Here is a 19,443-nt window from a genome sequence, read left to right on the forward strand (position 1 = left end):
GCTATGATTAGAAAAAATCGGGACGAAAGCATGGTCGATGCGGTTGAAGAAAAAACAGTTTCTGTACGTCCGGCTGGCGGGCGAGCTGCGGGAAAAAATGAAAAACGGGGAAATCGGCCCCGGGGAATTTTTGCCGTCGGAGCACGAGCTGTGCGAGCAGTATGGAGCGAGCCGCTTCTCCGTGCGCAAGGCGCTCGATCAGCTCGTCGAAGAGGGCTGGATCGTGCGGCGGGCCGGGCAAGGCTCGAAGGTCGCGGACCGGAGCGACGCGGCGTCCGTCCGTGCGAACTCCCTTACCGTTTTCGCCACGTCTCCTTCGTTTTACGCCGATCTCGGGATGCCCCTCATCATCGAGAAGTTCGAGCGGGAGCATCCGGGCGCAACGGTCCGCCTCCTCAAGCTGCCGAACCATGCGTATTGGGATTACATCCGCACGCTCGGCTCCGGGGAGATGAGGCCGGACCTGCTGTTCGTCACGCAAAGCCAGTACGCGGCGATCCGGCAGTCGGAGGCGTTCGCCGATCTGAACCCGATCGTCAGCCAGCAGTCGAACCGGATCTATCCGAAGCTGCTGCGTCACTTTACCGAGGATTTCGCGGTCAAGGCGGCGCCGGTCTCGTTCTCGCCCGTCGTGCTCGCGTACGACGCCAGGCTGTTCCGGGAGTACGGCGTGCCGGAGCCGGCGTCCGGCTGGACGTTCGACGACGTGCAGCACGCGGCGGAGCTGCTTACGCGCGACACGAACGGGGACGGCGTCAACGACCTGTACGGCTTGTCGTTTCCCGCTTCCGTACAGCGATGGCCGGTGTTCGCGATGCAGCGCGGCCGATCGCTGCGGGCGATGCTGGAGCAGCCCGAATCGCTGAGGGACACGCTCGGACTGCTGCACCGGCTTCTGTACCGGACGCGGACGGCGCTGCTGCTCCCGCGCGGCCTCCCGCACGACACGCATCCGTTTTTCCGCGGCAAGACGGCGATGACGCTGACGACCGTGCTCGAGCTGGCCGGCTGGCGCAGTTTGGATCGCGCGTTCGAGCCGTCGATCGCCCCGCTCGCGCTCGGTCCGCATCGCGGCACGATGCTGACGATGAACGGCTGGATGGTGCCGAAGGAGGCGCCGAACCGCCGGCTGGCGGAAACGTTCGTCAAATTCTCGCTGCGCACGGACGTGCAGGAAGCGGTCGCCCGCTCCGCGGGCATGCTGTCGGTGCTGAAGTCGGTCAACGACGATGCGTTCGGGCGGACGGAGGCCGAGCGGATGGGCGTGCACGACTTCGGGCTGGCCGGCTGCACGTTTCTCGAGGAGGAGCTGGCCGACCGTCGGCAGGCGGAAGCGCTCGATCGGGAGATGAGCTTGTACTGGCTCGGTCTGGAATCGCCGGACGAGCTGCTCGCGAGGTTGAGCCAAGCGGGTTCGGGCCGGCTGCTGTAGCCGAGCCGGGCTCGGCATGAAGAAAGGGTGACCGGACTTCGGTCACCCTTTCTTGCCGGGACATCCCCGACGGCCTCGTTCGCTCTTCCACGGCCCCTCGTCTCCTGCAGCATCAGACGAGCGGCTTGTCGATCAGCGTGGCGAATTGGAACCGGTGTACGTGCCCGTCGTTCAACGTGGTCGTTCCCGTAACGAAATGGACGTGCTTGCCGTTGCCGACCGGAATGGCCGGACCGGTCCGAATTTTTTTGACCTTGTGGTGGTGGTTGAGGAAATCCGTGTTCACCAGCCTGATTTCGTGCACATGACTGTTTCCGACGGGAATCACTTCCCCCGTCACGCCGGCAAACCGATGGTTGTGGCGGTCGTTTCCTTGCTCGGCCAGCTTCGTGCTTGCCGTAAACTCGTGCACGTGCGTCTGTCTCGCCTTTCTTCTCGCCCGAATCGGCTTCGCTTTGTTCGCCATGCTGAGCGCTCCCTTCCGCGACGAATATGCTGGAACACCCTATTGTATGGCCGCGAAAGGAAGCCCGTTCGTGCTTATCCCCATCATCGGGCCCGACCGCGAACGGTTTCGCCGCGCAGCTGGCGCCGATCCGCCTCCGGAGCGACGCTCACCGCCGCTCCTCGCCTGAGCCGCCGTTATCCAGAGCGCGCATGAACTTGACGTACTGCGGGAAGGCGAGCTCGGGCTCTTCCAGCTCGGGATGCCACTTCTTCTCCCATTCGAACGCGTACCAGCCGTCGTAGCCGTTCCGCTGCAGCACCGACCGGATCTCGCCGAACGGCACGTCGCCTTCGCCCATGAACCGGTACCGGAATCGGCCGGCATCGCCTCCGGGCTCCGGCAGCGAATCCTTCCAGTGCGTATAGGCGATGCGCGAGCCGAGCGCTTCCCACGTTCGCTCCGGCGACTCCCCGACCATCCGGTACGGATGGTGCACGTCCCATAGGACGCCGACCGTCTCGGGCGAAGTCCCTTCGAGCAGCGCCAGCATGTCTTCGCAGCGCGTCCAGTCGTCGTGCGTTTCGACGAGCAGCTTCACGTTCGCCTGCCGGAGAATCGGCTCCATCCGGGCCAGCTGTTCCGCCGCTTCGGCGATCGCCGCGTCGCGTCCCTGATCCTCGACCTTGCCGCCGAACGCCCGGATGTACCGGGTGCCGAACCGGACGCACAGCTCGGCGTACCGCTCCAGCTCCTCCGCATTGTCCGCCGCTCTCGCGGGCGAGACGAGCGTAATCGAGCTCGAGAAGCACGATACGGCCAAGCCGGCCGCCTCGAACCGGCTCCGCGTCTCCGCATAATCCGTCGCGAACGCCGGCAGCTCGTAGACGTTCATCGTTCCTTCCAGCCCGCGAAAATCGACACCGTCGAAGCCGTACTCCGCCGCCCTCGCGATAATCGTCTCCAAGCTCCATGCCGGACAACCGAGCGTCGTAAACGTCAGCTTCATTCCGTTTTTCCCCTCTCCCTCGCGTTTTTGAACATAAGAAAAGCTTCCGACCGAAGCCTTTCGATGAGGTATATTCGCGTTCTCACGGTAGCTTATTGAAAAACGAACCCGCCTTTCCGTCGGCCGGATAGGCGGGCTGCTGTCGTCACTGATGTCCTTTGATCGGCTCGAGCGGCTTGGCGTTGCCGTACGTTTGGCGCACTCCGTGTCTCGGAGCGGCCCAATGAACGGCGTTCGAGATGACGCGGAGCACGTCCTTGTTATGATACGTCGGATACGTCTCGTGGCCGGGACGGAAGTAGAACACTTTGCCGTTGCCGCGATGGTACGTGCAGCCGCTGCGGAACACTTCCCCGCCCTCGAACCAGCTGATGAAGACGAGCTCGTCGGGAGCCGGGATGTCGAAATGCTCCCCGTACATTTCCTCGTGCTCGATCTCGAAATATTGGCCGAGCCCTTCGGCGATCGGATGCGCCGGATCGACGACCCAGATGCGCTCCTTGTCGCCGGCTTCGCGCCATTTCAGATCGCAGCTCGTGCCCATCAGCTTTTTGAAAATTTTCGAAAAGTGTCCCGAATGGAGCACGATCAGCCCCATTCCTTTCAGAACGCGGTCGTGCACGCGGTTGACGATATCGTCCGACACCTTGTTGTGGGCGCGATGGCCCCACCAGATGAGGACGTCGGTCTCGTCCAGCACCGCTTCGGTCAGCCCATGCTCCGGCTGGTCCAGCGTGGCGGTACGAATGCTCAGCCCGTCCTGGGCGATGCCGCCGGCGATGGCGCCGTGGATGCCCTCCGGATAAATGGCGGCGATTTGCTCGTTCACTTGCTCATGCTCGAATTCGTTCCAGACCGTAACTCGAATCACTCGGTTCAGCTCCTTCGTCTCTCTTTTGTCTTATATGTATCGCAAATTCTGGGAGTCCATCTTTTATACTATGTACATCGCGGCTTGCGTTTAATTCGCGATGATCCATACGATAAACAGCGCGATCATGATCGTCTGCAGCACCAGCTTGACGACCGTGCTCGACAAAAACCCGACAAGCGCCCCGAGACCGGCCCGGGTCGCCTGCTTCATGTCCGCGCCCGCCAGCAGCTCGCCGATCCACGCTCCGAGGAAGGGGCCGACGATCAGCCCGACTCCCGGAATGACGAACGGTCCGGCGATAATGCCGATCGTGCTGCCGATGACGGAGGCGCGGGAGCCGCCGAACTTCTTGACGCCCCATGCGTTCACGACGTAGTCGGCGATCAGGAGAGCCGCGACGATCGACGTTTGCAGCAGCCAAAACCAGAAGCCGAATTCGCCGAAGCCGAAAAACAGCCCGTACACGAAAAACGCTCCGTAGACCGCCAGCACCCCCGGCAATATCGGGAAAATCGCGCCGGCCATGCCGACCGCGAACAGCACGACGACGAGGATCCACCCCAATGCATCCATGCGCGTCCCTCCCGCTTACGTCAGCACGTGCTCCCGGATCACTTTGGCGATGGCGTTCTCGTTGTTCGTTACGGTTACCAGATCGGCGGCCGCCTTCAGCGCATCCTGGGCGTTGCCCATCGCCACGCCGAGGCCGGCTTCCTTGATCATCGCCATATCGTTCAAGCTGTCGCCCATCGCGACGACTTCGGACATGTCGATGCCGAGCAGGGCGCACACTTCGCGGATGCCGCTCGCCTTGCTGATCCCTTTCGGGTTGATCTCGAGATTGTGCGGATGCGAATTCGTCACTTCGTAGATGCCCTCGGCTTGAAGCCATTCCAGAATGCGCGCGCGGCTTTCGTCGTTGTCCGTGAAATAGCCGAACTTGAGCCATTGCACCGCATTCGGATCGCCCGTCAGCCACGTCTCCTTGTTGAACACGCCTTCGACCGCATACGACCAAAACCACGTATCGTACCGGACGGCCAGCTCATGCATCGCCATAATCGAGTCGACGCTGAGCAGATGGCGCTTGAGCAGCCGGCGCGGCGCTTCCCATACTTCGCTGCCGTTGACGGCGACGATCGGCGTGTTCAAGTTCAGCTTGTCCGTATACGGGTATACGTTTTGCACGCCGCGTCCGGTGGACAGGATGACGGTCACGCCGGCGTCCAGCGCCTTCATCATCCATTCACGGTTCTCCTCGGATACTTCATGCTCGCTGTTGAGCAGTGTGCCGTCCATGTCGAGCGCAATCAGCTTGTAACGTCCCATTCGTTCTATCCGCTCCTTCTCTATCTGTATCGGGTTGCGATCATCCGGGGGATGCGCGATTTACGAAACCGTGACGCTTTTTTCGCGACCGAAGCTTCTCGCTTCCTGCAGGTAGGTCGAATGCCACAGCCCGAAAATGTAAACGGCCCACAGCAGCCGCGAATAGTCGCCTTGGCCGCTCTGATGCTGCTTGACCATCCGCTCCACCTCGGACAGCTCCAGTACATGGCCGATGCCGCTGGCGCGAATTTGCTCCAGCAGCTCGCCGCCTCTCGGCCCTTTCAGCCAGTCGCGGAGCGGAACCGGGAAGCCGAGCTTCGGCCGGTTCAGGATGAAATCCGGAATGATGCCTTCCATCGCCTTCCGGAAAATATACTTCGTCGTCCCGCCGCCGAGCCGGTAATCGGTCGGAACGGTACGGGCGAATTCGAACAGCTCCTTGTCGAGAAACGGAACGCGCAGCTCGATCGAATGCGCCATCGTCATTTTGTCGGCTTTCATGAGAATGTCGCCGGGCATCCACAAGTTCATGTCGATGTACTGCATGCGCGTTACCGGATCGAGGTGCTTCGTCTTCGCATAGTAATCGCCGGCCACCTGCCACGGATCGCGGTACGAGCGCAGCAGCTCCCGGTCGTAGCGGACGAGCGCCGCCTTGGCGTCCTCGGTATACAGCTTGGCGTTGCCGAGGAAGCGCTCCTCGAGCGGCGTCGTGGCGCGCAGCAGGTAGTTGCGTCCGGTCATGCCGCCCGGCAGCAGGCGGGCGATGCCGTGCAGCAGCCGCTTGAGCGGCAGCGGCAGCCACGCCAGCGGACGAAGCGCAAGCGGCTCGCGGTAAATGCGGTAGCCGCCGAACAGCTCGTCGGCGCCTTCGCCGGAGAGTACGACGGTGACGTGCTGACGCGCCAGCTGCGCGACGTGATACAGCGCGATCGCCGATGGGTCGGCGACGGGCTCGTCCTGATGCCATACCGCCTTCGGCACCGTGTCGAAGTAGTCGCGCTCGGTAATGATTTTCGCGAAATGCTGCGTCCCGAGCGCCGCCGCCGTCTCCTTGGCGATGACCGTCTCGTTGTTCGGCCCCTCGAAGCCGACGGAGAACGTGCGGATCGGCTCGATCGCCCGCATGTGTGCGGCGATGGCGGTCGAATCGATGCCGCTCGACAGGAAGCAGCCGCGCTCCACGTCGCTGTGCATATGGTGGATGACCGAGTCCTTCAGCTTGGCGCGCAGCTCCTCCACCATGTCGCCGAACGGCCGCTGGACCGGCGCGAACATCGGATCCCAATACCGGTTCAGCTTCATGGCGCCGTCCTGCGTTACCGTCACGGTATGCGCCGGGGGCAGCTTCATGATGCCCTCGAACATCGTGTTCGGCTCCGGCACGTATTGGAACGTCAAATATTGCAGCAGGCTTTCGTCGCGCAAGCGGCGCTCGACGCCTTCGACGGTCAGCAAGCTTTTGATTTCCGAGGCGAACAAAAACCGCTTGCCGTCATGCGCGTAGTAAAACGGCTTGATCCCGAAATGGTCCCGCGCCCCGAACAGCTTCCTGCGCTTCCGGTCCCAGATGACGAAGCCGAACATGCCGCGCAAATGCTTGACGCAATCCTCGCCGTATTCCTCGTACAAGTGTACGATAACCTCCGTGTCGGTATGCGTCCGGAACCGGTGCCCCTGTGCGAGCAGCCGTTCCCGAAGCGGCTGGTAATTGTAGATTTCGCCGTTGAACACGATCCAGACGGACTCGTCCTCGTTGCACAGCGGCTGGTGCCCTTCCTTCAGATCGATGATGGAGAGCCGGCGGAAGCCGAGGCCTACGCCCGGATCCGTCCACGTCCCCGTATCGTCGGGACCGCGGTGGTGAATGACGTCCATCATCGCCTCGAGCGAAGCGGCGGGAACTTCTCTATGATCAAAGTACAACATGCCGGTTATGCCGCACATACGTCCAGTCCTTTCTCCGATACGATGCGTTGCCGCATCGGGTCAACATTGTTCCAGTATACCATAACTTGGACCGATTTCGAAGAAAGGCCGGACGGCGAATTGACGCGCCTGAGGCTGCGGCGAGGGGAATGGTGCGGTGAGCGTGGCGGATGGCGCGAATATGGTGCGTTTGTGCTTTATTTCGCGGAATAGGCTGCGCCCGGCTTCGAATAAGGTACAAATGTTTCATTATTTCGGCCGAGCGGCGCAATCCCCATCAAAAAAAGACGGCCGCCCTTCGTTCGTTCCCGAACGTTGGGTCGACCGCCGCTTGCCTCAATCGAGCCGGACTTCCCGCCCGGTTTGGGCGGACTCGTAAATCGCGCTCAATATTTTAATCATGTCGACGCCCTGCTCCGGCACGAAGATCGGCTCCGCGCGCCCCCGGACGACGTCGACGAAATGGTCGATGTTGTTTTTGTGTCCGCCCGAGTCCTTCGGCAGCTGCGGAATGACGTTGCAGAGCGTCCCGTCGATCTCGGTGAACAGCTTGAGGTCGTCGTTGAACAGGTTGAAGCCCGCTTTCGTGCCGCGCAGCTCGACAAACCGTCCTTCCGACTCGACGTTCGAAGCCCAGCTGAACTCGATTTGCAGCGTCGCTCCGTTCTCGAACCGAATGAAGCCCGTCGCCAAATCCTCCACGTCGAACGTGCCGTTATCCTGCTTGGTGCCGAACGCGCTGTGGACCGAATCGGACTTGTCGTCGTTGGCGAACTTCGTATAGACCGAGCCGCTGACGGAAACCGGCCGCGGGCTGCCCATAATCCAAATCGCCAGGTCGATCATGTGGACGCCCAAATCGATAAGCGGTCCGCCCCCGGACAGCTCCTTCGTCGTGAACCAGCCGCCCTTGCCCGGGATGCCCCGGCGGCGCAGCCAGCCGCACCGGCCGGTGTAGACGTCGCCCATATGCCCGTTTTCGACGTACGAACGCAAAAACTGCGAAACCGGGCGATACCGATTGTTGCGCATCACCATGAGCACCTTGCCGCTCGCTTTGGCCGCTTCGGCCATTTTTACCGCTTCCGACGGATTGATCGCGTCCGGCTTTTCGCAGAATACGTGCTTGCCCGACTCCAATGCGGCCACGGATACTTCCGAATGATACAAGTTCGGCGTGCAGACGTTGACGACGTCGATATCGTCGCGCGCGATCAATTCGCGGTAATCCTCGTAGACGTCCGGAATGCCGTGCTCGTCCGCAATTTTCTGTGCCCCGGCCCGGTATGCGTCGCAGACGGCGACGATCTCGACCTCGGGGTTGGCCAGCCAAGCCGGCAAATGGATGCTTCTGAAAATGTTGCCTGTTCCGACGACGCCGATTCGCAGCTTTTGCATAAGTCCACCTTTCCTGTCCATAAATTTCCTTCGTCCCCATTATCGGCGCTCCGCCCCATGAAAACAAGTTGAAAATAAGCGGATCGGAAAAGGAAAGCGGGGCGCACCCCGAAAGTGCGCCCCGCTCGTCCCGTACGGCCGTTAGTTCATGAACCCGACATGCTGCAGCAGCCGTTTCAACATAACGGCCGCCTGCGCCCGGGAAGCGGACCCGGACGGATCGAACCGCCCGCCGTCCGTGCCGTTCATGATCCCCGCCCGCACGACTTGTCCGACGGCCTCTTGCGCCCAGCCGGAAATGTTCGAGGCGTCCGCGAAGCCGTCCGACGAATCGGCTGCGGCACGTTCCTCGCCCGATTTCCCGATCATGGCCAGGACGCGGGATACGATGACGGCCATCTGCTCGCGGGAGATCGGCGCGTTCGGATCGAAGCGGCCGTCTCCCGTGCCGGTCACCAGCCCTTTGCGGGCGGCGGCGTTTACCGCGCCGGCAAACCAGTCGTCTGCGGATACGTCATCGAACCCGGAGGAAGCCGTCTTTTCCCGCGACATGCCCAGCGCCCGCACGAGAAGTCCGGCGAATTCGGCGCGGGTGACGCCCCGGTCCGGCTCGAAGCGCTCCGCGCTCGTGCCTTGCACGACCAGCTTGGACGCGAGCAGCTCGATGTCCGATTGCGCCCAGTGGCCGTTCAAATCCGCGAAGGACTTTTTCCCGACGTTGACGACGGAGTAGACGCTGTTGCCTTGACGCATCAGCTTGACCGCGGTTTTGCCGTCCATCGTCTCGAACACCGCCGGTACGAACGCCATCTCGTTCGTAACCGGGTCGAACCATACCGCCGTCGCTTCCGAAGCGTCCACCGCCATCGTCAGCACGATCGTCCGGGTGACGTAGTCGTCGCCGAAGTCGTCGATTCGCTGCCGGTCCTGCTCGTTATCGGTGCCGACCGAAACGTGAAACTCCACCGGCTCGGTCAACAGCTTGGCTCCCGATTGGGCCGCGATCGCGGCGGCATCGCGGGAGCGGGATTCGCTCGATTTCTCGATCGTGACCGTAATGGTCAGTTCGCTCGGATCGACGCCTAACCGGCTCGCCCACGTTTGGACGTCCAGCAGTCCGACCGGGAGGTCGTAGCTCGCGCTGCCGCTTACGATCGAAACGATGCCGTCGGCATACCGTTGTCCGAGCGTTTGCCAGGCGTCCGCCGGAAAATCGACTTTGGCGTTAACGGCTCCTTTCAGGTCGACCACGACCGTGTTCGATTCTTCTTGCTGCGCCTGCTTGAAGGCGTCGGTCAGCTTCGCGCCGTCCAGTTTCGCAACCGAATACGTTTTGCCTCCGGACGATTCGTTCTTGACGTCCGGGACGTACGTGCCGGGTACGGCTTTCGGATCGCCTGACGGACTTGGCGTGCCGCCTGCCGGGCCACCGGGAGCGCTCGGACCCGAGGGGCTTGAACCACCGGGGCTGGTGCCCGGATCCGTTCCCGTCTGCTCCGCGGCGTACGCTTTTTCCGTTTTCAAGCTTTCCACGAAGCCGGTTTTCGTTACCGTCGCGAACAACGATCCTGCTTCCGCGCCCAATTGGCCGATCTCGAAGACGACTGATTCGCCGGCGGCTTTCTTCTCGGCGAACGGGTACGGAATGGCGGCGGTCCGATACAGCTTGACCGTATCTCCGGCGCCAAGTCCGATAACCGTGACGGAATCGTTTGCTTGGCGGTTGTTTTGCACGACGATGCGATCGGCCGAGATGGCGGAAGCGTACGTTTTATCCGTAATCGGAATCAAAGCGGGTGCGCTCTCGGACGTTCCGTTCGTCGCGTACACCCCGATATAAGCCGCGCCGCCCGGAATCGGCGTGTTCATCGGAAGCTGGGCGTAAGAGCGCGGAGAATACGCCTTCACTTTCGCATGCAAGATGCTCCTCAGCTTATTGCCGCTTTCGTCCAAGAAATAAACGTTAAAGCTGCCTTCACTAGAAGAAAAGAACCAGTTCAAGCCCCCGCCCAGCTCTCCGCCATCCCCATCCTCGTCGTCCATAGAGATGGCATACGGTGTCGGCAGAGCTGGGTTGGTAGCTATCGGTTGCAACTTTTCGGAAGACGTCTGGTCGACAACGTTAACAAGGGAATTCGCGTAATCAAGGTTCCCCGAATCTCCGAACCGGTCGAACGGGACAACACTTAAAGCGAATGTCCCGGCAGGCATCTGTTCGAAAGGAATCGATAGTTCGTAAGGATAAACGCCGCCTTTATTTACGGAAATTGGAGTCTCCATTCGAAGCACTTCGTAACCTTCGCCCAAAAAAACGACCCTGTAGCCTTCGATCCCATCCTCGCTGTAGCTTGGGTTCCACGTCAGTTTGGGCGAAATAACGCCTCGGGCGGGATTTTGATCGACATACTTTAATGATTTCGGTTGAGTATACGGAACATCCCACAGCGATTTCACCAGCCCGGTAGCGCTCTCGCCGTATTCGTTTTTGGCAAACACTCCGATTTTCACTGCACCTGCCGGTACAGGGGTATGGCGGACCATGTACGGAATATAACCCATACCAAAGGGAGTCGGTTGAAACGTACCGATCTTCTCCGTCTCAAGCACAGGCCTAATCCGTTCGTCGGCTTCGTTCAAGAAATACAAGATATAGGACGTTGTCCGGCTTTCGTCATAAGCCCAGAACCATTGCAGCGGTCCTCCGACAAACCCGGCCTCAGGATCTTCATCTCGAAAAGTTAACATCTGGGAGAACGGTCCATACGTCGGTGCCCCAGGCACTCCGATCGAACTGGAAACAGGTTCCCCCGTTACGTTGTCGGCGATTTGCACGAAGTCGATCTTGGAATCGTATCCCCCGTCGAACCGTTTATATTTGAGCGCCACGTAAGCCGCAGTCGGAGCGGTCTTCTCTCCAATCGCCAACATCCTTTCGTTTCGGTCTTCATTCATGGGGGCGCTGGCAACTTTCGAGCCAAGTATTAGGCCGTCGCGATCCGCAAAGTAGGCTTCTATATGGGTAAAGGCCAAGTTTTCCTGCATCTCTCTCCAATATAGTTTGAGATCAAATGCGCCGCGTCTAGCGTTTTCGTCTTCCAGCTTTAAGTTTAGAACCCCGACCTGCAGTGGAAAGGACGGGTCAATCAGAGGCACGACCAACGGCGTTTCGCTTTCGCCTTTGTCATTCTTCGAGTAAATGCCGAAAAAGCGCGCACCTTCAGCAATTACTTTGCCGTTTACCGAATAAACCGGGTCCTGCGTTTGGGAATTTCGGCAATGGCCTCTCCTAACTTGTTTTTATGCTCGTCCAAAAAATAGATGACGTAATGTGTAATGAATCGTTCGTCGAAAGGCTTAGTCCAACTCAACTTCAATGCGCTTGAAATGAATTGCCCCCACGACGGCGATTGGCTCGGAATCCGATTAGCCGGGCTGTCCTGACGCAGCGCCTCCAACGAATCGTATTTTACCAGCGTTTGATTGTTAGGATGGAACAAGTAGACCTTATCCGTTCCTTGCCGTTGCATCAATGTGGAAGCCTCGTACTCGAATTCTTTGGCCCCCGTCTCCCGGTTGTATACAGCGAATGCCGTATACACCCGATCCTCGTCGGCGAACAAGGTCATGTAGTCGCTATGACTGCCGGTCTCCCGCAAATCGACGGCATTCAAGGACTGATTGCCCCAGTACAGCGTGTCGCCGAACTTCGACAATCGCTGCCCTCTATATAAGGTAGAGGTTTGTGCCGTAACCGCTCCGGTAGCGGCATCGATTTTCAAAACGCGATCCATCGTGCCGACATAAAGCGATTGGGACGGCTCGTCCAGCAACAGATCGAACGTTGGCTGGCCGTTGGCCAGAGCCGTCACGACCGTGTCTTGGCCCGACATCAAATGGTACTTGCGGATTTCGGACGAACCCGCGTAATAGATGTCCTCCGAGCCGACGGCCATCGTGGTCCATGTGCCGTTCAACCGGTACTCGTATACGTCCCCCGCTACCGTCGTGCCGTTCGAAGTGTCGAATGCGGCAACCGTCCGGCTGTCGGGCAACCCGACGTACAATTTACCGTTTGCATGCTGCAATTTCTTCGGGAACGTAGGAAACGTCTTCTCCCCGACGACTTCAAATGCGTTCGCGTCGATGGAAACCAATCGTTTGCCTCCCTCGCTGAGCGCGTACAAATAACCGCCGTCCGGTCCGGCCTCCAAAGCCGCTAGCGATTGGGAAAACCGGATCCGGTTATCCGTCTTCTCATACGTGAATGTGGTAACGGTAGACGTTGCCGAGGCTTGTACCGGCTCGCTCGGAGCGGCCAGCGCCGATGCCGGCACCAGGGCGGTCCCCAGCATCCCCAGCACCGTTACTACGGCAATTTGCGAAGAAACCTTCGCTTGCCGGAAGCAAGTTTTAATCAAATCCTCTTCCTCCCGATCTCTCTAAATTTAGGAAACGATAATAAACACTAGGAAATCCTACCATAATCCCGCAAAAAATAAAGTCGAAATTAGTCGAAAATTTACAATAATATAAGAAAATTGTCCCAAAAAAGCAATATTTGACTCCTTTATCGTTCTAGCATCCATCACTATTCCTATTTCGATTTAGATGGTTCAAACGGCATCTCCTCTTTAAATAGAATTAAAGCGAGGTGCGTTGATACGATTTGTAACTTGTGCTACAATTTACTAGAAAATGATACAATTTGTATATATGAAGGAGAGGTGTCGCACTATACTGCCAAATTTCGACTCGCATGCTACGAAGCATAAAGACATGTCAGGCCAAGATTGAAACCATTTTGCGGAGGGACCGTACCCATGAGAAAATTTGTATTCGGACAAGTTATTCTAACGGCATTGTTATTTGCCCTCTTAACGCTTTTCGAACAAGGAAGCGCCAAAGCGGCGACCGTACTGCCCGCCAGCCTAACCGAAGTCGACTCCGGCATCACTGGAACGCTTCTGGATATGGATTCTGACCGGTATTTGATCTTCCGCGAAACCGAGCACAAACTCGTTGTCATGGACCGCTCCAGTAAATCCGTTACGACCGTCTTTGAAGAACAAGGCTTAAACATTCGCAAAGCCCAATTGCATGATTTTGGAGTCGTATTTCGAAGCGAGTCAAGGGCCTACGATTGGCGAAACGGACAACTGATCGATTTGGGGGCTCTTTCGTCCAGTACGGGATTCGACATTGCGGGACAGTATGCCGCTCTGTACATAGGGGATTCCATTCTGTTGCGGGATCTGTCCACCGGTACCAGTAAAGTTATATCGGATTCGCGAATTCTGAAGGAAGTGCGTGACTTACACGTCAATGAATCGGGGAATGTAGCATACTTAGGGACAGAACAGGACGGCAGCGGTAAATTATTCGTCTACCGGGACGGACAGAATGCGGTTTCATATGAATATATCACGTCCTTATGGCCTGTAGTAATCGATGACTACGTTATATATGTACGAAAGGCAGTCTGGGAAGCCCCCGTCAATGGTCTCACGAGATATATTTTATTATCAAAAAAATCCAGCAACATGTTAGTGGCCGAACTTGGGAAGTATTCCTCTTATCCCACGACAAACTTAGCTCATGACAAAGGATGGATCGGCTTCACGACCACCAATCTACAGGGAGTACGAGAAATTGTCATCAGATCTAAAGCTGGTGGGATAAAAACGGTCGCCACCTTGCAGCAAGAGCATCGCCTACTCTCGATGGGGAATAACGGAGGGATAGCTTACCAGGATGGTAACGCCGCATTTTTGGGTAGATACGGTTCAGATAACGTTCTTCGGGTTACTGAAAATTATTCGTCGAACCACGGAGGTCCCGCCATCTTCCCTTACGACGGTAAATGGTACTACTATCATTCAAGCGAAGGTAAACTGTTCGAAATAGATACGACACCGATCGCCCCCGCGCCCGGTCATGTTTTTGTCGAGGGCATTTCCTTGAGTCCGAGCGAATTGGACCTCATCTATGGTCAAAGCGTACAATTGGTCGCAACGATTACTCCGAGTCAGGCAACCGATAAACGGATTGTATGGACATCTTCCACTCGTACCGTATCCGTAGACGAACAAGGCAACGTTACGACCAATGTGAAATATCACCACTCCGCGCGCATTACGGCCACTACGGTCGACGGGGGGCTCTTCGCCGAAACCTTTATAAACGTTAATCCGGAGCCCGCCGTAACGCTAAGCGACGAAAAAGTCATAATGAGCACTCTCTATAACAAAAAGCAGTTGTCGGCCACCGTGACCCCTAGCGGGTACAAGCTGAAATGGAGCTCGCTCGACCCGACTATCGCAACTGTGGATCAAACCGGACTCGTGACGGCGCTGAGACCCGGGACAACTACGATTACCGTCGCGACGGAAGACGGCAGAGGTCAAGATACGTGTCTGATTGAAATTACAGAACCTTTACAGGTGCAGGCAATCTATATTAATACGTTCCAACCAGAAGGGTATTTTACGGGAGTCGTCGATTCCGTTTACAAGACTATAACGTTCACCTTGCCCAAACAAATGGAAAATTCGAATCAAACAAAAGTAAGCCTATTTAGCGCACAAGCCAGTCCGGGAACGGAAGAAATGAATATTACCGCCGGACCTCTTTCCTTTTCTTATACGACTTGGGGGAATGGATGGTTCGAATATCCGCACGGTCAAGTAACCGTTTGCGAGTGCCAAAAATTCCTAAGCAAATTCGATAAGTTCACGTTTGAACTATTCGATAAGCAGGGGAACAAGTACACCTATGTGTATACGGTAAGACTCCGTTTCGAGTAAGACCTATTTCCTGCTCGCGTCAAAGCCGCTTTATGCGGCTTTTTATTTACGTAAAAAAAGTGCCTCCCGCAGGAAGCACCTCTTTGCCTCTTTTCCTCTCCGCTCAAGCCGCCGCCCGCAGCCCGCGGCGCTGGCGCGCCCGCTTCCAGACGACGCCGTGGCTCGGCGAGAACAGGAAGGCGAGCACGAACAGCGCGCCGGCGACGGTGACCATGCAGCCGGCGATCGAGGCGTCCATCAGGCCGGCGACGAAGTAGCCGATCACCGCGCTGGCGACGCCGATGAGCACGCTGTACGCGATCATCGCGCCGAGCCGCTCGGTGAGCAGGTACGCCGTCGCCGCGGGCACGATCAGCATGCCGACGACGAGGATCGCGCCGACGCTCTCGAACGAGGCGACCGTCGTCACCGAGACGAGTCCCATGAGCAAGTAATGGAACAGCGCCACCGGAATGCCGACGGCCGCGGCCATCGCCGGATCGAACGCGCACAGCTTGAACTGCTTGTAGAACAAGCCTAGCAAGACGGCGCTCAAGACGAGCACGATGCCGACCATCCAGACCGCCTTCGGAATGTCGAGGCCGAGCCAGCCGACCGTATCGAGACCGACGAAGGCGATTTCGCCGTACAGGACGCAGTCGAGGTCGAGATCGACCTTGCTCGCGTACAAGCTGACGAGGATGACGCCGACGGAGAACAGCGCGGTGAAGACGACGCCGATCGAGGCGTCGGATTGGACGCCGCCCTGGTGGAACAGCTGGATCAAAAAGACGGTGACGAGTCCGATGACGGCCGCTCCGAACAGCATGGCGACGGAATCGCGCGACCCGCTGAGCAGAAAGGCGATGACGATGCCCGGCAGGACGGAATGGCTGATCGCGTCGCCGATCATCGCCATCCGGCGAAGGACGAGGAAGCTGCCGAGCAGCGAGCACGCCGCGGCCACGAGGACGCCCGTGAGCAAGATCCACATATCGTATCCGGTCATGCCGTCCCCCTCCTCTCCATCGATCGCGCCTCGTACTCCGCATTCGCCCGCCGGCGGACCGAAGCGCGCAGCAGCAGCTTGGAGACGACGCCGCGCTTCGGCGCGAACAGCACCGACGCGACGAACAGCGTCGTCGCGGCCAGCACGCTGAGCGGACCGGTCGGCAAATGCTCGTCGACGGTGCTGATCCACGTGCCGAGCAGGCCGCTCAAGCCGCCGAACAGGCCGGCCAGCGTCACCATGACGCCGAGCCGCTCGGTCCAATACCGCGCGGAGACGGCGGGGGTAATGAGCATCGCCGCCATCAGCACGACGCCGACGGCTTGAATGCCGACGACGACGGCGACGACCGTCAGGAACATCAGCAGCTGGTCGAGAAACGCGACCGGCAGCCCGATCCCCCGCGCGAAGCCGGCGTCGAAGCTGAGCAGCTTGAATTCTTTGTACAGCAGGGCGCATACGCCGACGAGCACGCACGATACGATCGCCATCGTCAAGACGTCGGCGCGGACCATGCCCGCCGCCTGGCCGAACAAAAATTTATCGAGCCCGCTCTGATTGCCGCTGTCGCTATGCTGGATTTGCGTCAGCAGCACGATGCCGAGCCCGAAGAAGACGGACAGCACGATGCCGAGCGCCGCATCCTGCTTGATGCGCGAATGGCGCGTAATGTAGCCGATGCCGAACGTGGCGATAAGTCCGGCTACGGCGGCGCCGATCAGGAAGAACAGGATCGACTTGGAGCCGGTGAGCATGAACGCGATGCAGACGCCCGGCAGCGCCGCGTGCGCGAGCGCGTCGCCCATCAGGCTTTGCTTGCGCAAGTAAGAGAAGCTGCCGAGCACGCCGCTGCTCAAGCCGAGCAGCACGGAAGCCATGACGATCCAGCGGACGTTCGGGTCCTGCAGCAGTGCGATCGCTTGTTCCATCATCGCGTCCTCACCTCGTCGTCACGACGAGCGCGTCCTGCGAGCGGTCCAGCACCGCGAGACGGCCGCCGTACGTAATTTGCAAATTCGCCGCCGTAAACACGCTGTCCACCGGGCCTACGTCGATCAGACCGACGTTCAGCAGCAGCACCCAATCGAAATATTCGTTTACCGTCGACAAATCGTGATGCACGACGAGCACCGTTTTCCCCTGCTTCTTCAACTCGTTCAGCAGTGTGATGATCGCCTTCTCCGTCGCCGCGTCGACACCCACGAACGGTTCATCCATGAAGTACAGCTTCGCGTCCTGCGCCAGCGCCCGCGCCAAAAAAATGCGCTGCTGCTGCCCGCCCGACAGCTGGCTGATTTGCCGTCCGGCGAAATCGGCCATGCCGACTTTATCCAAGCTCTCCATCGCAATCCGCTTCTCGTTCGCCCCCGGCCGCTTGAACCAGCCGAGATGGCCGTACCGCCCCATCATGACGACGTCGAGCGCGCTCGTCGGGAAATCCCAATCGACCGATTCCCGCTGCGGCACGTAGCCGATCATTTTGCGCTGCTGCACGTACGGCTTGCCGTAAATGCGCACGTCGCCGCGCACTTTCGGGATAAGCCCGAGCGCCGCCTTGATCAGCGTCGATTTTCCCGCACCGTTCGGCCCGACGATCGCGATCAGCTTCCCTTCCGGCACCTCGAACGTCACGTCCTGCAGCACCGGCTTTTTCTGATACGCCACCGTCAACCCCTGTACCGACAACGGACTTTCCTGAATCGTTTTCATCGCCGTTCCTCTCCTCTCCACGTTCGGACTCCCCGTCAAAAAATCGATTATTTCAACGCATTCACGATCGTATCCACGTTATGCCGCACCATCCCGACGTACGTTCCCTCGAGCGTTCCCTCTTCGCCCATCGCATCCGAGAACAGCTCGCCGCCGATGGCGACCGTATGCCCTTTCTCCTTCGCCCCGTCGACGACCGCCTGGATCGTCTTCTTGGGCACGCTCGACTCGACGAACACCGCCTTGATCCGGTTCTCCACCAAAAAATCGCGCAGCTGCGACACGTCCTTCAGCCCCGCCTCCGAAGCGGTGCTGATCCCCTGCAGCCCCATGACTCGGATGCCGTACGCCGTACCGAAGTAGCCGAACGCGTCGTGCGCCGTGACGAGCACGCGGCTTTTCTCCGGGATCGAAGCGATCTTCGTCTTCGTCTCCTCGTGAAGCTCCCGCAGCTTCGCCAAGTACGCGTCGGCATTGCGCCGATATTCGTCGGTATGCGCCGGGTCGAGCCGGATCAGCTCGTCGCGCACCGTCTCCGTCGCGCTCATCCAGTTGCGGACGTCGAACCAAATATGCGGGTCGTACTGCCCCGAGCCGTCTCCCATGTCGTGCAGCGTCTTCTTGTCGATATTGCGCGAGACGGCCACGGTCGGCTTCTTGTCGGCGAGCTTCTCGAGAATGGACGCCATCTTCCCTTCCAGATGAAGCCCGTTGTAAAAGACGACGTCCGCCTGCGTCAGCTTGTCGATATCGCCCTTCGTCGCCTTGTACAGATGCGGGTCGACGCCGGCCTTCATCAAGCCGATCGCTTCGACGCGCGCTCCCCCGACATTGCGGACGATATCGGTAATCATGCCGATCGTCGCGGTCACCTTCAGCTTGCCGCCTTCGCCGGAGAAGACCGGCTTCGACAGCGAGCAGCCGCTCGCGGCGGCGGCCGTCGCGACGAGCAGCAGCGCGTACAGCAGGCGGCGCACCGCCCGGCTGTTCCATAAACCTTTCATCACGGCCGTTCACGCTCCCATTCGAAATAACCGATTGTATTGATCTGAGGCCCCGTTGCCGGGTACCGTAATCGATGCTCCAGGCGTTCGCCCGGGTCAAGTTGCCCCCGGCTTTAAAAGTTGGGTACGACCTTCTTTGTTGTCCTCGGCTTTCTTTTTTTATTATATACAAATAAGTTTCCTCAATGCAACTTTTATTTCAAAAAAAAGAGCCTGCTCGCACAGGCCTTTTTCGAGCTTCTTGTCTACGGCCGCCCGCCGAAACCGCGTTCAGCCGAACAAAATATCCATAATCGTCCCCAGCTGCCCCCGGGATTTGCCTTCCAAAATCGTCGGATTGTACACCTCGACGAAGCCGCACCCTTCGCACGACACGAACAGAAAATGGTTATGCTGAATATCGAACAGCTTGCTCAGCCCGGTGCCGGTCATCGCCACTTCCTTGATCCGGCAGCTCGTGCCTCCGCATTTCGAGCATTTGAACTTCTCCTGAATGACGTCTTCGATTCTCATCGTCTCCAC

Annotated in this window: 16 protein-coding genes; 2 read left to right on the forward strand and 14 right to left on the reverse strand. The window is 58.8% G+C overall.

What is annotated here, in order from left to right; all coding sequences use genetic code 11:
• The first annotated feature begins 37 nt into the window (after positions 1–37).
• Complete coding sequence (locus DLM86_RS15765) at positions 38–1,432, forward strand: extracellular solute-binding protein (protein WP_110840987.1); 1,395 nt, start codon at positions 38–40, stop codon at positions 1,430–1,432.
• 112 nt (positions 1,433–1,544) lie between these two features.
• On the opposite strand, the gene DLM86_RS15770 is transcribed toward DLM86_RS15765, so the two are convergent.
• The 9 genes from DLM86_RS15770 to DLM86_RS15810 all read right to left on the reverse strand — a co-directional run bounded on the left by DLM86_RS15770 (position 1,545) and on the right by DLM86_RS15810 (position 12,834).
• Positions 1,545–1,898, reverse strand: a complete 354-nt coding sequence (locus DLM86_RS15770; protein ID WP_110840988.1) for a YmaF family protein — start codon at positions 1,896–1,898, stop codon at positions 1,545–1,547.
• 148 nt (positions 1,899–2,046) lie between these two features.
• The gene (locus tag DLM86_RS15775) at positions 2,047–2,886 is read right to left on the reverse strand and encodes a sugar phosphate isomerase/epimerase family protein (RefSeq protein ID WP_110840989.1); all 840 of its coding nucleotides are present in this window, start codon (positions 2,884–2,886) and stop codon (positions 2,047–2,049) included.
• Positions 2,887–3,031: 145 nt separating this feature from the next.
• A complete protein-coding gene (locus DLM86_RS15780) occupies positions 3,032–3,757 on the reverse strand; it encodes a ThuA domain-containing protein (RefSeq protein ID WP_110840990.1) in 726 nt (241 codons plus the stop codon).
• Positions 3,758–3,847: 90 nt separating this feature from the next.
• Complete coding sequence (locus tag DLM86_RS15785) at positions 3,848–4,333, reverse strand: DUF456 domain-containing protein (RefSeq protein WP_110840991.1); 486 nt, start codon at positions 4,331–4,333, stop codon at positions 3,848–3,850.
• Between the two features lie 15 nt (positions 4,334–4,348).
• Complete coding sequence (locus tag DLM86_RS15790; protein ID WP_110840992.1) at positions 4,349–5,089, reverse strand: Cof-type HAD-IIB family hydrolase; 741 nt, start codon at positions 5,087–5,089, stop codon at positions 4,349–4,351.
• A 60-nt stretch (positions 5,090–5,149) separates the two neighbouring features.
• Positions 5,150–7,036, reverse strand: coding sequence for an asparagine synthase (glutamine-hydrolyzing) (gene asnB, locus DLM86_RS15795; RefSeq protein WP_110840993.1), 1,887 nt, complete (start codon positions 7,034–7,036; stop codon positions 5,150–5,152).
• A gap of 318 nt (positions 7,037–7,354) precedes the next feature.
• On the reverse strand, positions 7,355–8,416 hold the full coding sequence (locus DLM86_RS15800) for a Gfo/Idh/MocA family protein (RefSeq protein WP_110840994.1): 1,062 nt from the start codon (positions 8,414–8,416) through the stop codon (positions 7,355–7,357).
• A 141-nt stretch (positions 8,417–8,557) separates the two neighbouring features.
• Positions 8,558–10,336, reverse strand: a complete 1,779-nt coding sequence (locus DLM86_RS32085) for an S-layer homology domain-containing protein (RefSeq protein ID WP_158289491.1) — start codon at positions 10,334–10,336, stop codon at positions 8,558–8,560.
• A 1,316-nt stretch (positions 10,337–11,652) separates the two neighbouring features.
• A complete protein-coding gene (locus DLM86_RS15810) occupies positions 11,653–12,834 on the reverse strand; it encodes a YncE family protein (protein WP_110840996.1) in 1,182 nt (393 codons plus the stop codon).
• Between the two features lie 402 nt (positions 12,835–13,236).
• Between DLM86_RS15810 and DLM86_RS15815 the strand changes: the two genes are divergently transcribed.
• Positions 13,237–15,219 carry an Ig-like domain-containing protein gene (locus DLM86_RS15815; RefSeq protein WP_110840997.1) on the forward strand — a complete coding sequence of 661 codons (1,983 nt, stop codon included), beginning with the start codon at positions 13,237–13,239 and terminating at the stop codon, positions 15,217–15,219.
• A 103-nt stretch (positions 15,220–15,322) separates the two neighbouring features.
• On the opposite strand, the gene DLM86_RS15820 is transcribed toward DLM86_RS15815, so the two are convergent.
• The 5 genes from DLM86_RS15820 to DLM86_RS15840 form a co-directional block, all read right to left on the reverse strand.
• Positions 15,323–16,207, reverse strand: coding sequence for a metal ABC transporter permease (locus DLM86_RS15820; RefSeq protein WP_110840998.1), 885 nt, complete (start codon positions 16,205–16,207; stop codon positions 15,323–15,325).
• A complete protein-coding gene (locus DLM86_RS15825) occupies positions 16,204–17,136 on the reverse strand; it encodes a metal ABC transporter permease (RefSeq protein ID WP_110841067.1) in 933 nt (310 codons plus the stop codon). Before DLM86_RS15825 ends, DLM86_RS15820 begins: the two co-directional genes overlap by 4 nt.
• Positions 17,137–17,146: 10 nt before the next feature.
• A complete protein-coding gene (locus DLM86_RS15830) occupies positions 17,147–17,917 on the reverse strand; it encodes a metal ABC transporter ATP-binding protein (protein ID WP_110840999.1) in 771 nt (256 codons plus the stop codon).
• A gap of 47 nt (positions 17,918–17,964) precedes the next feature.
• A complete protein-coding gene (locus DLM86_RS15835) occupies positions 17,965–18,921 on the reverse strand; it encodes a metal ABC transporter solute-binding protein, Zn/Mn family (protein WP_110841000.1) in 957 nt (318 codons plus the stop codon).
• Between the two features lie 270 nt (positions 18,922–19,191).
• Complete coding sequence (locus DLM86_RS15840) at positions 19,192–19,434, reverse strand: zinc ribbon domain-containing protein (RefSeq protein WP_110841001.1); 243 nt, start codon at positions 19,432–19,434, stop codon at positions 19,192–19,194.
• Between the last annotated feature and the right edge of the window lie 9 nt (positions 19,435–19,443).

This window comes from Paenibacillus flagellatus (genome assembly GCF_003217775.1).
Classification (GTDB): domain Bacteria; phylum Bacillota; class Bacilli; order Paenibacillales; family NBRC-103111; genus Paenibacillus_AB; species Paenibacillus_AB flagellatus.

What these genes read in the sequence shown, in the direction of transcription:
- DLM86_RS15765 (WP_110840987.1), top strand. Translation starts at nt 38, where the DNA reads ATGCGGTTGAAGAAAAAACAGTTTCTGTACGTCCGGCTGGCGGGCGAG.
- DLM86_RS15770 (WP_110840988.1), bottom strand. Translation starts at nt 1,898, where the DNA reads ATGGCGAACAAAGCGAAGCCGATTCGGGCGAGAAGAAAGGCGAGACAG.
- DLM86_RS15775 (WP_110840989.1), bottom strand. Translation starts at nt 2,886, where the DNA reads ATGAAGCTGACGTTTACGACGCTCGGTTGTCCGGCATGGAGCTTGGAG.
- DLM86_RS15785 (WP_110840991.1), bottom strand. Translation starts at nt 4,333, where the DNA reads ATGGATGCATTGGGGTGGATCCTCGTCGTCGTGCTGTTCGCGGTCGGC.
- DLM86_RS15790 (WP_110840992.1), bottom strand. Translation starts at nt 5,089, where the DNA reads ATGGGACGTTACAAGCTGATTGCGCTCGACATGGACGGCACACTGCTC.
- asnB (WP_110840993.1), bottom strand. Translation starts at nt 7,036, where the DNA reads ATGTGCGGCATAACCGGCATGTTGTACTTTGATCATAGAGAAGTTCCC.
- DLM86_RS15800 (WP_110840994.1), bottom strand. Translation starts at nt 8,416, where the DNA reads ATGCAAAAGCTGCGAATCGGCGTCGTCGGAACAGGCAACATTTTCAGA.
- DLM86_RS15815 (WP_110840997.1), top strand. Translation starts at nt 13,237, where the DNA reads ATGAGAAAATTTGTATTCGGACAAGTTATTCTAACGGCATTGTTATTT.
- DLM86_RS15820 (WP_110840998.1), bottom strand. Translation starts at nt 16,207, where the DNA reads ATGACCGGATACGATATGTGGATCTTGCTCACGGGCGTCCTCGTGGCC.
- DLM86_RS15825 (WP_110841067.1), bottom strand. Translation starts at nt 17,136, where the DNA reads ATGGAACAAGCGATCGCACTGCTGCAGGACCCGAACGTCCGCTGGATC.
- DLM86_RS15830 (WP_110840999.1), bottom strand. Translation starts at nt 17,917, where the DNA reads ATGAAAACGATTCAGGAAAGTCCGTTGTCGGTACAGGGGTTGACGGTG.
- DLM86_RS15835 (WP_110841000.1), bottom strand. Translation starts at nt 18,921, where the DNA reads ATGAAAGGTTTATGGAACAGCCGGGCGGTGCGCCGCCTGCTGTACGCG.
- DLM86_RS15840 (WP_110841001.1), bottom strand. Translation starts at nt 19,434, where the DNA reads ATGAGAATCGAAGACGTCATTCAGGAGAAGTTCAAATGCTCGAAATGC.